Origin of the sequence: Streptomyces lacrimifluminis (assembly GCF_014646095.1) — a bacterium.
GTDB lineage: Bacteria > Actinomycetota > Actinomycetes > Streptomycetales > Streptomycetaceae > Streptomyces > Streptomyces lacrimifluminis.
On the sequence record NZ_BMMU01000032.1, the window covers coordinates 1 to 12,509 of the forward strand.

Annotated in this window: 13 protein-coding genes; 7 read left to right on the forward strand and 6 right to left on the reverse strand. The window is 71.1% G+C overall.

Annotated features, from left to right (window positions below):
* Nucleotides 1–576, reverse strand: a 576-nt coding sequence (locus IEY89_RS33140) for a maltotransferase domain-containing protein (protein WP_189151234.1), incomplete at its 3' end; no start/stop codon positions are given.
* Nucleotides 577–637: 61 nt separating this feature from the next.
* Entirely contained in the window at nucleotides 638–934 is a 297-nt protein-coding gene (locus IEY89_RS33145) for a DUF5133 domain-containing protein (RefSeq protein ID WP_189151235.1), read from the reverse strand.
* 250 nt (nucleotides 935–1,184) lie between these two features.
* On the opposite strand from IEY89_RS33145, the gene IEY89_RS33150 reads away from it, so the two are divergent.
* Nucleotides 1,185–1,688, forward strand: a complete 504-nt coding sequence (locus IEY89_RS33150) for a pep a2 (RefSeq protein WP_189151236.1) — start codon at nucleotides 1,185–1,187, stop codon at nucleotides 1,686–1,688.
* 84 nt (nucleotides 1,689–1,772) lie between these two features.
* On the opposite strand, the gene IEY89_RS33155 is transcribed toward IEY89_RS33150, so the two are convergent.
* On the reverse strand, nucleotides 1,773–2,588 hold the full coding sequence (locus IEY89_RS33155) for a VOC family protein (protein ID WP_189151237.1): 816 nt from the start codon (nucleotides 2,586–2,588) through the stop codon (nucleotides 1,773–1,775).
* Between the two features lie 428 nt (nucleotides 2,589–3,016).
* Complete coding sequence (locus IEY89_RS33160; protein ID WP_189151238.1) at nucleotides 3,017–3,877, reverse strand: SigB/SigF/SigG family RNA polymerase sigma factor; 861 nt, start codon at nucleotides 3,875–3,877, stop codon at nucleotides 3,017–3,019.
* 808 nt (nucleotides 3,878–4,685) lie between these two features.
* On the opposite strand from IEY89_RS33160, the gene IEY89_RS33165 reads away from it, so the two are divergent.
* A complete protein-coding gene (locus IEY89_RS33165) occupies nucleotides 4,686–5,243 on the forward strand; it encodes a hypothetical protein (protein WP_189151239.1) in 558 nt (185 codons plus the stop codon).
* Nucleotides 5,244–5,315: 72 nt separating this feature from the next.
* On the opposite strand, the gene hemC is transcribed toward IEY89_RS33165, so the two are convergent.
* Nucleotides 5,316–6,251 (reverse strand): hydroxymethylbilane synthase, encoded by a 936-nt coding sequence (hemC, locus tag IEY89_RS33170; protein WP_189151240.1) that lies wholly within the window; start codon nucleotides 6,249–6,251, stop codon nucleotides 5,316–5,318.
* Between the two features lie 521 nt (nucleotides 6,252–6,772).
* Here hemC and IEY89_RS33175 point away from each other — a divergent pair.
* Entirely contained in the window at nucleotides 6,773–7,300 is a 528-nt protein-coding gene (locus IEY89_RS33175; protein ID WP_189151241.1) for a MarR family winged helix-turn-helix transcriptional regulator, read from the forward strand.
* A 182-nt stretch (nucleotides 7,301–7,482) separates the two neighbouring features.
* On the opposite strand, the gene IEY89_RS33180 is transcribed toward IEY89_RS33175, so the two are convergent.
* Nucleotides 7,483–8,256, reverse strand: coding sequence for an SDR family oxidoreductase (locus IEY89_RS33180; RefSeq protein WP_189151242.1), 774 nt, complete (start codon nucleotides 8,254–8,256; stop codon nucleotides 7,483–7,485).
* A 112-nt stretch (nucleotides 8,257–8,368) separates the two neighbouring features.
* On the opposite strand from IEY89_RS33180, the gene IEY89_RS33185 reads away from it, so the two are divergent.
* The 4 genes from IEY89_RS33185 (at nucleotide 8,369) to IEY89_RS33200 (ending at nucleotide 12,491) form a co-directional block, all read left to right on the forward strand.
* A complete protein-coding gene (locus IEY89_RS33185) occupies nucleotides 8,369–9,082 on the forward strand; it encodes a TetR/AcrR family transcriptional regulator (RefSeq protein ID WP_189151243.1) in 714 nt (237 codons plus the stop codon).
* An 84-nt stretch (nucleotides 9,083–9,166) separates the two neighbouring features.
* A complete protein-coding gene (locus IEY89_RS33190; RefSeq protein ID WP_189151244.1) occupies nucleotides 9,167–9,547 on the forward strand; it encodes a DoxX family protein in 381 nt (126 codons plus the stop codon).
* Nucleotides 9,544–10,008: a peroxiredoxin gene (locus IEY89_RS33195; protein WP_308437471.1), complete on the forward strand. Its 465-nt coding sequence runs from the start codon at nucleotides 9,544–9,546 to the stop codon at nucleotides 10,006–10,008. The genes IEY89_RS33190 and IEY89_RS33195 overlap by 4 nt, the downstream gene beginning before the upstream one ends.
* Before the next feature lie 113 nt (nucleotides 10,009–10,121).
* On the forward strand, nucleotides 10,122–12,491 hold the full coding sequence (locus IEY89_RS33200; protein WP_189151245.1) for an ATP-binding SpoIIE family protein phosphatase: 2,370 nt from the start codon (nucleotides 10,122–10,124) through the stop codon (nucleotides 12,489–12,491).
* Nucleotides 12,492–12,509 lie beyond the last annotated feature (18 nt).

Here is a 12,509-nt window from a genome sequence, read left to right on the forward strand (position 1 = left end):
CACCAGCGCCAACGGCTCACTCGACGTCACCAGCTCACGCAACGGATACCGACGCAACACCCTGCCCACCGCCGGGGTCATGGCCGGCGCGAGGCGATCAGTGACAGAGAGCGAGTCGTCGCCCAGGGAGTGTGCGGCGGCCAGCACGGCAGCCCGGGCCGCCGGCTCCGGCACACCCACGGCGGCACGTTCGTACAGCAGCGCGCCTTCCTCCAGCACCAGCCCGACGTCGATCCCGGCGGGAATCTTGATGCCGGCGTGGTGCCGCCAGGTGCTGACCGGGTCGTCCCAGGCCTCGACCCGGTAGGTCCAGCGGCCCGGCGCGTCCGGGGTGACGTCCGCGCCCCAGCGATCACTGCCCGGAGCCAGTTCACGCATCGGGGTCCAGGGACCCGGACGGCCTTCCGGGTCGCACAGCACGACGTTCGCGCCGACGGCGTCATGACCCTCGCGGAAGACCGTCGCGGTGACCTGGAAGGTCTCTCCCGCGACGGCCTTGGCCGGGCGTCTGCCGCTCTCGACGGCCGGGCGCACATCCCGTACCGGGATGCGGCCGATGGCCGGGGTCGGGCTCATGGGTCTCACCTCTGCCGTGTGCGTGGGCGTGTGCGGGGTCGGGCCGGGGCCGCGGGTGGCGCTATCCCCCCGCTGTGGAGCGCTGGACGGCCGGGGCGGCGTGTCCGGTGAAACGTTCGGCGTGGGCCCATCCGGTCTGCTCCCGGAGGTAGGCGACCAGGCTCGTGCGGAGATAGCGTTCGGCGGCGTGCACGGCCTCCCGCGCGCACCGTTTCCCCATCAGCACGCACAGGGTGTAGCCAGAGTCCTCGAAACTGTCCCGCGCCGAACGGTCGGACGGGGCCGCGAGCATGACGCGCTCCCACGCCCGGTACCTGTCCAACTGTCGGGCGACCTCGGCTTTGGCGGGCAACAGCATGGCGCTGGTCCCCTTCCTCGTGACTCACAGCTTCTGGGCCTCTACGGCGAGACCTTCACTCATGGTGCACGCGCGACGACCAAGCGTCTTGTTGGCTCTTCAACCATCACTGGTGGTGCTCGTGTTGCACGAATGGACTAGCGCTCCCACTCTGGAGCTGACTCAGAAGCGAACAGTGCTCACGCTTCGCGTTCGGGGACCGGCCCCGCAGCGTGGAGGAACGTGGGCCCGCCGTGAGGAGCCAACGAAGATGAAGACCGCAGAGTCCTGCTACTACCACCTCGACGTGGAGGTCTGTCCCGAACGGGTCGGGCAGGTGGGCCGCATCCTGGCCGCACACCTCCGGCTCTGGGACCTGGAGCACCTCGCCGGGTCCGTATGCCACGGCACCGAAGCGCTGCTGCGCGCCATCGACGAGCACGCGACCGACAAGCAGGCGGTGATCGAGATGTGGTGGAACGGCCAGCACCTCATCACCGCCATCGCCGAGAACGACCGCGACCTGCGTCTCGACCAGGAACTCGGCGACTGCCTGGCGTGGATCGCCGCGGTGAGCGACGGCTGGGGCTGCTGTGCCACCGGCACCGGTGCCAAGGTCATCTGGTTCTCGCGCCGGGCCCGCGCCTGCGAAGGCGTCCCTCTCCTCCCGGCCCCGCCGGCGCCGACCTTGCGTGAGGTGCGCCAACTGCCCCGAGGGGGCCCGGCCTTCGCCGGTGCGGCGCACAGGGCGCCGAGCGTTCTGGTCGGGGCGTAGGGGCGGTACGTTGCGGCCGGGCCCGCACCCGGCATCCGAAGGGCGGGCGTCACCGTGCGTGCCGCGGTCCGGTAGGCGGCGGGCTCAGCGCGGGAGACGTGAGGTCACCGTGAACTGAGCCCCGTCCGGATCGCGCAGTACCGCCTCGTACGGCAGGGAACCGGAGTCGTAACGCAGGACGCTGCCGCCGTTGTTCTGCGCGGCCTTGACGCAGGCCGCCACGTCCTCGACCGCGAAGTGGACCTGCCAGTGCGGCCGGATCGTGGGATCGGGCGCCGCCTCCAGCGCACCCGAGACGATGCGGGCCACCACGTCTCCCCGGCTGCGCAGCACGACCTCGTCGCCCTCGTAGTGGACCTGGCAGCTACCGGGCCGGTCCGAAGCCCACTCCAGGATCTCGCCGTAGAAGATGGCCGCGTCGAAGGCGTCGCGGGTGTGCAGCCGAACGAACGTCGGCGCCGCACGGCGCCAGGCCTCCCAGCCGGCGAGCAGTTCACCCTCCCAGATCCCGAAGATGGCCCCGTCGCGGTCGGCCAGCAGGGCCGCCCGGCCGGGCGGGAAGGAGAGCGGCCCGACCGCAGCCGTACCCCCGCGCTCGCGGACCCGCGCCACCGCGTCGTCGGCGCTCGGCACGGCGAAGTAGGGCGTCCAGGCGACCACCATCTGCCACACGGAGGCCACCGCGGCGATCCCCGCGACCGGTGTGCCGTTCACCAGTGCGACCCGGAAGTGGTCGCCCAGGCGGGCCGAGCGCCATCTCCAGCCCAGTACGGCGCTGTAGAACGCCTCGGTGGCCCCTGTGTCGCGGCTGGTCAGACTCACCCAGCAGGGGGCACCGAACACGGAATGGGTCGAGGGGACGACGTCCGTCGCGCCGCTGGGATGTGTCGCGTGGTTCATCACTCGTGTTCCTGACTTCGTCGACCGGCGGACACCGGTCGGGCACCAGTCTCCGACCGAACCCCCTCCCGGTGCCTGTCGAGTACCCCGATCGGGTCTGTTGCCACCTGGCGGGTGCGATGGCGTATCTCGCAAATATTTCCGAACCGGGGACGTGACGCGGAAATGCCAGTCCGAATCCGTGCCGAGCAGAAAGAAATCCCGGACCGTCAGGGACCCGCGTGGATTCCGGGCGGCGCACCGAACCCATGGCGCCGGTTCCGAGCGGGAGCGGAGTGTGTTTCAACTCCGCCCCTCTGGTGAAACCGGGAGGGGAGGGCGAGCTGAGGAACCATTCCCGGGAGGGTTCGGCAGTGAGCCCGTCCCCCGGTCGCCCGGCGCGAAGGACTTGCCCGGGCGACTGTGGTGTGGTCGGAGCCGTCCGGCCTTCAGCGGGCGTCGGCGAGCGCGTCCTCGTGCCGGGGCCGGATCCGCTCGGAGTGATCGGCGGGCGGCTCGGCGGCCGATTCCTCGTCGAGCTCCTCGCGTATGCGAGCGCAGCAGGTGCTGAGCAGCCGCGAGACGTGCATCTGTGAGATGCCGAGTTGCGACGCGATCCGGCTCTGTGTCATCCCGCCGAAGTACCGCAGGTAGAGGATGGTCCGCTCGCGTTCGGGCAGAGCCCGCAGACAGGGGCTGACGGCCGTGCGGTCGACGATCAGGTCGAAGCCGGGGTCGGTTTTGCCGACGGTGTCCGTGAGCGCGTACCCCTCGGTGCGCGGCAGCTCCGCCTCCAGTGACAGGACGGAGAAGCACTCCAGGGCCTCCATGCCGGTACGCACCTCGCTCTCGCTCAGTTGCGCGCAGGCGGCGATCTCGGCCACGGTCGGGGGGCGTCCCGAGACGGTGGCTGACAGTTCCTTGGAGGCCGAGCGCACCCGGTTGCGCAGGTCCTGGACCCGGCGCGGCACATGCAGCGCCCACAGATGGTCGCGGAAGTGGCGCTTGATCTCGCCGGTGACGGTCGGTACGGCGTAGGCCTCGAAGGCGGCGCCGCGCTCGGGGTCGTAGTGGTCGACAGCCTTGACGAGTCCGACGGCCGCGACCTGGTACAGGTCCTCCAGGGCCTCGCCGCGCCCCCGGAAACGGACCGCGATCCGCTCCGACATGGGCAACCAGGCCCGTACGAGGTCGTCTCGGAGGGCTTGGCGTTCCGGGCCCTCGGGCAGACGGGCGAGCCGCTCGAAGTCGGCGGCCGTGTCGGGAGCGTCGTCATGCGGATGTTGCTTCGTTCTGGTGGCGACAAGCATCGCGCGCACCTTCCTCGCACTGGTGCTGGATGGACAGACACCGGGGGAGAGAGTGCGCTCACGGACCGGACGGAGGTCGGCCGAGATCCGGCGAACCGGCTCCCACGGGCGTGCCTCCAGTCCGAAGCACTACCAGACCAATTCCCGTTCTTGACGACATGGAAACAAATCGACATAAAAAGTGACTCACTGTTTCCCGTTGGTCGCCACGCGAATTCATCACATGGAACATGTCGCATGCATGTTCTTGACCGTTCTATTCCTTCCTCGTGGTTCGTCAGCTCTGACGCAGAGCCAATTCCTGACGTGTGGAACCAGCGAGGAAACGGAGGAGGCGTGACGTCCGTAGGATCACCGAAAGCCCTGAAGCCGTCAGCCGTACCGGTCTCGTGTATCCCTTGGGCGGGAGCGGGGTCGTCGCCGGATTCGGTCTCCGCGTTCTCGGCCACGAGGCCACCGACCGGATGGCGGTGCGCCGGCTGCTCCGATACGTACCGCGGCAACTGTCCGCCGACTCCACCTCGCCGTCGACTTCGGGTCCTGCTGCTCGCCGCCGTCCTCGGCGTCGTGGCGGCCTCCCTCCTCCACGGTCGGCTGGCCCGCTGAACGCCGGTCACGACCATGCATCTGAACGTGATGTGCGGCACGCGCCCAGCTGGTGTGGGACGGCCCTTCGGCGGATTTCCGCTGCACACCGCTTGATCAGTGATCAAGGGGACGAATTCGCTGGCCACAGCGCATTCTGCTCATTTGACTGTGCGCCGGGCGCAAGGATAGGAAGCAGCCATCCGAGGTCGAGAGGTGGACTGTGCACGAGCCGAACGTGGTCGGGGACTGGCACGAGTACGACGAGCATGCCGGCCTGCGTGTCCGCGTCCACCGTCTGGTGGCGGCCGAACCGCCGCGCGGACGCGACGACGCAGCCGAGGGACTGACCTATTTCAGCCTCCGGGTGACGGTCGAGAACCGCGGCGACCGGCGTTTCGGCGTCCACCTGGAGGACGGCCAGATCGACATCCGGCTCGGCCCCGACGGCGAGGGAGCCTTCATCGACTGGCGGAGCTCACAGTTCATCGAGGGCTTCGACATCCACCCGCTGCGCCGCGCCACGGCCGTCCTGTACGCGGCCGGCCCGGAAGCGTCCCTCGCGCAGGTGGACGTACAGATCCAGCTGCGGGTCGAGGAGGAGTGGACCGCCCGGCACCTCTGGGCGGGCGGGATCGGCCTGCCCGAGGACTTCACCGGTCCCGGCGCGCACCACGGCACGGTCCGCGACGGGGTGGCCCACCAGGTGAGCGACTTCCTCAAGGAGCAGAGGGGCCTGAGGGAGCAGCGGGATCAGAAGGGCCAGACCGAACCCACCTGAGCGACCGACCGGCCCGCACCGGCGTGCGGCCTTCGCCGCCGCCGGACGGGCCCGGCCTGCGTTCCCCGGTCCTCAGTGCGCGATGTTGTCGATCAGCTCGCGGGCGCCCTGCCGCAGCAGCGCCACCGCCACAGATGTGCCGAGCGTGGCCGGGTCGAGGCGGCCCGCCCATTCGTGGGCGTTGAGCTGGACCTTGCCGTCCGGGGTGAACACGCAGGCGCGCAGGGAGAGTTCGCCGTTGCGGGACACCTTCGCGTACCCGGCGATCGGGCTGTTGCAGTGCCCCTGGAGAACGTGCAGGAACATGCGCTCGGCCGTCGCCTCGCGATGCGTGTCCGGGTCGCCGAGGCCGCTGACCGCGTCGATCAGCTCGGTGTCGCCCTCGCGGCACTGGAGGGCGAGGATGCCCGCGCCGATCGGCGGCATCATCGTCTCGGGGGAGAGGATCTCGCTGACCACGTCCATCCGGCCGATGCGCTCCAGACCGGACACCGCGAGGAGCAGCGCGTCCGCCTCCCCGGCCGCGAGCTTCTCCAGCCGCCGGTTGGCGTTGCCGCGGAACGGTACGCACTCCAGGTGCGGGTGGGACGCGGCCAGTTGGGCGATCCGGCGCACCGAGGACGTACCGATCCGGGTGCCGTCCGGCAACTCGTCGAGGGTGCGGCCACCGGGGTGGATCAAAGCGTCACGGATGTCGTCCCGCCTGAGGAAAGCGGCGAACATCGTGCCCGCGGGGAGCGGCCGGTCGGCGGGCACGTCCTTGACACAGTGCACCGCCAGATCGGCCTCACCGGCCAGCAGCGCGGCGTCGACCTCCTTGGTGAACGCACCCTTGCCCTCGACCTTGGACAGATCACCCATCCACTTGTCGCCGGTCGTCTTCACGGGGACGACCTCGGTGCGCACCCGCGGATGTACGACGGCCAGTTCGGCGCGTACCCGTTCCACCTGGGCCAGTGCCATGGGCGAGTCGCGGGAGACGATACGGATCAGTTCAGGGACGGACATGCCGACACGATAGACCCTCCGGACCACCCTCCTGGTCCGAACCGGGCGCTTCGCCCAGGGAGTCAGCACCCGGCACGGAGACCACCAGGCTCCCGCCGCCGACGTCGATTCCGACTGTCGGGGACACCGTCGGCGCTGGACGATCACGTGGGCCCGGCTGCCCGGCTGCCCGGCGCACGAGAGTCTCGTGGCACCCGTCCGCTTCAGGAGACATGAGCGCTCATCCCGAACCCTTCAGGCCGCGCAACGCGGCGTCGGCCGTGCCGCGTTCACCTCGCTCGCCCGGGTGCACCGGGGCCGCGTCCTCCGTCGGCATCAAGGGCTCGACATGATCATGCGCAGGGAACCGGACGAGCCCAGTCTCCCCGCCTTGGGTCGGTGGGTGACGCTGACTGCGAAGGCGCACGGGAGTCTGTCGTGATCTGGCCGGCGGTGGCCGAAACGCTCCGGCGCCCCGTCGGTCGGGAGGGTAGGGCCGGGGAATTTACTTGAGTAACGCAACGAGATGGTAACGTGAAGGTATGTCCACACCGCCACCCAAGACCGCTCCCGCCCCGAAGGATGTGGCAGAGATCGAGCGTGCTCTCACCCGCATCTCCTATCTGCACAGCCGTGCCCGGCAGCACGACCGTCTGATGGCGATCGCCGGAGTCCCGCTCGACCGGGCCGCCACCGCGCTCCTTCGGCAGATCGCCGACTCCGAACCGATGCGCCCCGGCGAACTCGCCAACCTGCTCGCGGTCGAGGCCTCCCACGTCACCCGCCAGGTGCAGCAGCTCCAGAAGGCCGGTTACGTCACCCGCGTACCCGACCCCGACGACCGCCGTGCCCAGCGCATCGAGCTGACCGCGACGGGCGAGGAGGCCGTCGAGCGCGTGCGGGAGGCGAGCCGCCGCGGTATGCAGCTGGCCCTCGGCGGCTGGTCCGCCGAGGAACTTCAGCAGCTCGCCGGCCTGTTCCACCGCATGGTCGACGATTTCCTCGCCTACTCGCTCGACGGTGACGGCGACGGCGAGGCGGGCGTCGTCGAGCCCCTCCCCAGTGCCTGACGCAGCACCTCGCGCCGTGTCGTACCGCGCCCGCGGTGCGATCGGTCACTTCCCGTCGAGCATCAGTCCGACCGTGAGGCGGGTGTCTCCCGGAGCCCTGGAGGGCGACGGCGCCGCCCGGTCGGTGACGCGGCGGGGGTACCGGCGTCGGAGGGTGCTCGTGGGCGGTCGCTCGCGGCGGCTCAGGCGATGCCCCCGTTGGCGCGCAGCACCTGGCCGTTGACCCAGTGGCCTGTCGGGCCGACCAGGAAGGACACGACCGAGGCGATGTCCTGTGGGGTGCCCAGGCGTTCCAGCGGGGGCTGGGCGGCCAGGCGGGCCACGGTCTCCTCGTCCTTCCCGTCGAGGAACAGGTCGGTGGCGGTCGGTCCGGGCGCGACGGCGTTGACGGTGATGTCCCGGCCGCGCATCTCCCGGGCGAGGATCGGCGTGAGGGCCTCGACAGCTCCTTTGCTCGCCGCGTAGGCGCCGTAACCCGGGAAGGACAGGCCGAGGACCGAGGTGGAGAAGTTGACGAGGGCTCCGCCCGGCCGCAGCCGGCGCGCCGCTTCCCGGTCGACGACGAACGTGCCCCGGATGTTGGTGCGGTGGACGGCGTCGAGCTCGTCCAGGTCGATTTCGGCTATCGGGGACAGTGTCATCCGGCCGGCCGCGTGGACGACGGCGTCGACACCGCCGTACGTGCTCTCCGCGAGGTCGAACAGGGCGCTCACGTCGGCCTCGTCGGCGACATCGGCGCGGGCGGAGAGCGCGGTGCCGCCGGCTGTCTCGATGGTGTGCACGGCGTCCTCGGCGGCCTCCTTGCTGCCCGCGTAGCCGACCGCCACGGCGAATCCGTCGGCGGCGAGCTGCTGGGCAACCTGGCGCCCTATGCCGCGCGAACCGCCGGTGACAAGCGCGACGCGCGGACCGGTGCGGGGAGGGCCGGACGGGGTGGTGTCGGTCTGAGCGGTCACGACGGATCCCTTCGTAGCGACGTTACGGTCGATCCGTATCGAAGGTATCACGGAACCGTAGCGACGCTAATAGGCGTTCGTAACGTCGCTACGCATGTCGTAACGTGAAGGCATGGACGCGAGAGAGAAGATTCTGGACGCCGCCACCGAACTGCTGGCCCGGGCGTCGGCCGCCGATGTGTCGACGCGCGCCGTGTGTGAGGCCGCGGGGGTGGGGGCGCCGATGCTCTACCGGCTCTTCGGTGACAAGGCGGGGCTGCTCGCCGCGGTGGTGGACCGGGGCTTCGAGCAGTACCTCGCGTCCAAGCGCGCCGCCCGGCCCAGCGCCGACCCGGTCGCCGACCTCAAGCGCGGCTGGGACAACCACATGCGGTTCGCGCTGGACCACCCGAACCACTACCGCCTGATGTACTCGCCCGAGCTCGCCACGCCCCCCGCCGCCGCGAAGGAGGCCCACGCCCTGCTGCACGGCGTACTGGAGCGGTGCGCGGCGGCCGGACTGCTGACCGTCCCCCCGGAGGCCGCCACCCGGGTCGTCATGGCGGCGAACGTCGGCGCGGCCCTGTCCATGCTCACCAGACCGGAGCAGTACCCCGACATCCGGTTCGCCGCCCGCCTGCGCGACTCGGTGATCGACTCCCTCACCAGCCCCGCCGACACGGGCGAACCCCACGACACCGGCCGTGGGGGTGCGGTACCGGCGGCGGCGGCCACCCTCGCTGCCCGCTTGCGGGCCGAACCCCCGCAGCGACTCACCGTGGTCGAGGCGGCCCTCCTCCAGCAGTGGCTGGGAACGCTCGCGGACTCCGGCGAGCCCACGGCCTGATCGCGGGGAGAAGTCGAACACCCACTTCTCGAACGGGATTTACCGTCCAGTAGGATCGCCCGGCACACCATCCGAGGAGGAAGCGTGCCCCGGTCCCAACGCTCACCCCTGCTGCTCGCCGGCCTGTTGGCCGCTGCCGGAGTCACCCACTTCATCGCGCCCCGCACCTTCGACGCGATCGTGCCGCGCGCCCTGCCGGGTACGCCCAGGACCTGGACGTACGCCAGCGGCGCCGCGGAGATCGCGCTGGCGGCCGGGGTGGCGCTGCCGCGTACCCGGCGGGTCGCCGCGCTCGCCACGGCGGGCTTCTTCGTCGGGGTCTTCCCGGCCAACGTGAAGATGGCCGTCGACTGGCGGAACAGGCCCGCCGCCCTGCGGGCCGGCGCCATCGGCCGGCTGCCGCTCCAGGTACCGCTCGTCCTGTGGGCACGAAGTGTCGCGAAGAACGGAGAAGGCCGGTCATGACAAAGGTGAACGTCGGCGACAGGATCGAGGACTTCGAGCTGCCCGACGAGAGCGGCGCGCCCCGTCGGCTCTCCCAGCTGCTCGCCGAGGGGCCGATCGTCCTCTTCTTCTATCCCGCGGCCCTGACGCCCGGTTGCACGGCCGAGGCCTGCCATTTCCGGGACCTGGCCGCGGAGTTCGCCGCAGTCGGCGCGCGGCCGGTCGGGGTCAGCGGGGACTCGGTCGACCGTCAGCAGGAGTTCGCGCAGAGCCACACGCTCGGCATGCCGCTGCTGTCGGACGCGGACGGGAAGGTCCGTGAGCTGTTCGGTGTCAAGCGCGGGTTCTCGATGATGCCCACCAAGCGGGTCACCTTCGTCATAGCCCAGGACCGGACGGTCCTGGAGGTGGTGACGAGCGAGCTGCGCATGAACACCCACGCCGACCGTGCCCTCGCCGCACTCCGGGCCCACAAGGGCTGAGATCCGCCTCAGCAGTTGCCCGGGCGCCCGCAGGGGGCGGCCGGGCGGGATCGCCGTGCCGGGGTGGGGCGTCGGGGTTGATGCCCCGGGGCCCAGGGACCATCCTGGGGCGTATGAACCAAGTCGCCGCCGCGGTGATCATCGATGCCCGAGGCATGGTGACGGGATGGAGCGAGGGTGCCCGGCGGTTGACCGGGCACGCGGCCGAGGCCGTCGTCGGACGCCCCGCCGCCGAACTCCTCGCGGAGGACCCGCCGCCGACGGCGATGACCGGGCTGGCCGGCGTGGTCGCACTCCGCCACCGGGACGGCCACCGCGTCGAACTCACCGTCAGCGCGTGCGCGGTACTCGGCGAGGACGGCGAGGCACGGGGTTTTGTCGTCACCGCCCTCCCCGAACCGGCGGCCCCCGAGCCGCAGACGGTCGCGCAGGGGCCCGCCTCGCTGGAGCGGACCATCCGGCAGGCATCCGTGTCCATGTCCGCCCTCGACACGAACCAGTGCTACACGTGGCTCAACGACTCCGCCTGCGACCTGATGGGGGTCGAGGAACAGGCGTTGATCGGGCAGTTCTACGGGGACGGGAACCTCGTGCCCGACGACCGGATCAGCCAGGGGTTCCTGGTCAACCTGCGCGAGGTCGTCCGTACGGGCGTCCCCGTACGCTACGAGACCTTCGGCAAGGACGCGGACGACGGCCGGGAGCACGCCTGGAGCCTTGAGATGTGGCCGGTGCGCGACGATCTGGGTGCCGTCGTCTCGGTCGGTATCGCCGCGTTCGACAGCAGTGAACAACACTGGGCGCGGCGGCGGCTCGCTCTGCTCAACGAGGCTGCCGCGGCCATCGGGACCACCCTCGACGTCGTCCGCACCGCCGAGGAACTCGTCGAACTCGTGGTGCCCCGGTTCGCCGACTTCGTCAGCGTCGACCTGCTCGACTGGGTGCTCGGGGCGGAAGAACCCACGGCCGCACAGGCCGAGGAGGTCGTACTGCACAGGGTCGCCCACGGCTCCGTCACCGAAGGCACGCCGGAGGCCGTCATTCCGCTGGGTGCGAAGGACACGTACCCGCCGTTCACCCCGCCTGTGCGGGCCATCGCGGAGGGCCGGGCGGTGCTCGGGCGGGTCGGCGAGCGGGCGTTCGACGAGTGGGTTGCGGAGCGCAACGCCCGGGAGCCCGTCGGCCGCCCCTACCGCAAGGGCGTCCACTCCATGGTCACCGTGCCGCTGCGGGCCCGCGGCACCACGCTGGGCGTCGCCGTCTTCCTGCGCATCGGCAGCCCCGACCCCTACACCGAGGACGACGTCGTCCTCGCGGAGGAACTGGCCAGCCGCGCCGCCGTCTGTGTCGACAACGCCCGCCGTTTCGCCCGCGAGCGCACCACCGCGCTGGCCCTCCAGCACAGTCTGCTGCCCCGGGGGCTGCCCGGCCAGGCCGCGGTCGAGGTCGCCCACCGCTATCTGCCCTGCGGATCGGTGGCGGGCATCGGCGGCGACTGGTTCGACGTCATCCCGCTGTCCGGCAGCCGGGTCGCCCTCTGCGTCGGCGACGTCGTCGGGCACGGCATCCAGTCCTCCGCGACCATGGGACGGCTCCGTACGGCCGTACGGACCCTCGCGGACGTCGATCTGCCGCCGGACGAGCTCCTCACCCACCTCGACGACCTGGTCACCCATCTGGCCGACGAGGAGGACGGTGCCGACGTCGCCGAACTGGGCGCCACCTGTCTCTACGCCGTCTACGACCCGGTCTCACGCCGGCTGACCCTCGCCTCCGCCGGACATCCGCCACCGGCCTTCGTGCCGCCCGGCGGTGTCGCCGAGCTGATCGAGGTGACGGCGGGACCGCCGCTGGGCGTCGGCGGCCTGCCCTTCGAGGCGACCGAGCTGAAACTGCCCGAGGGCTCGCTTCTCGCCCTCTACACGGACGGCCTGATCGAGGACCGCGACCGGGACATCGACCACGCCACCGCCGAGCTGTGCCGCGCCCTGAACCTGCCCGGAGCCTCGCTCGACGCCGTGTGCGACGCGGTGCTCAAGGCCGTGCTGCCCGAGCAGCCCGGCGACGACGTGGCCCTGCTGCTCGCCCGCACGCACGCGCTGGGCGCCGGCCGGGTGGCCACCTGGGACATCCCGCCGGACCCCGCGCACGTGGCCGCCACGCGTCAGGCCGCCATGGAGCAACTGGCCGCCTGGGGGCTGGAGGAGGAGGCCTTCGTCACCGAACTCGTCGTCAGTGAACTGGTCACCAACGCCATCCGGTACGGCGAACCACCCATCCAGCTCCGGCTGATCCGCGACCGCGCCCTCATCGTCGAGGTCTCCGACGGCAGCTCCACCTCACCGCACCTGCGCCGCGCGCACGTCTACGACGAGGGCGGCCGAGGCCTCCTGCTCGTCGCCCAGCTCACTCAGCGCTGGGGCAGCCGCCAGACGGGTACCGGCAAGACGATCTGGGCGGAGCAACCGCTGCCGGCCGAGTGATCCGGCCGGCCGGGCGGG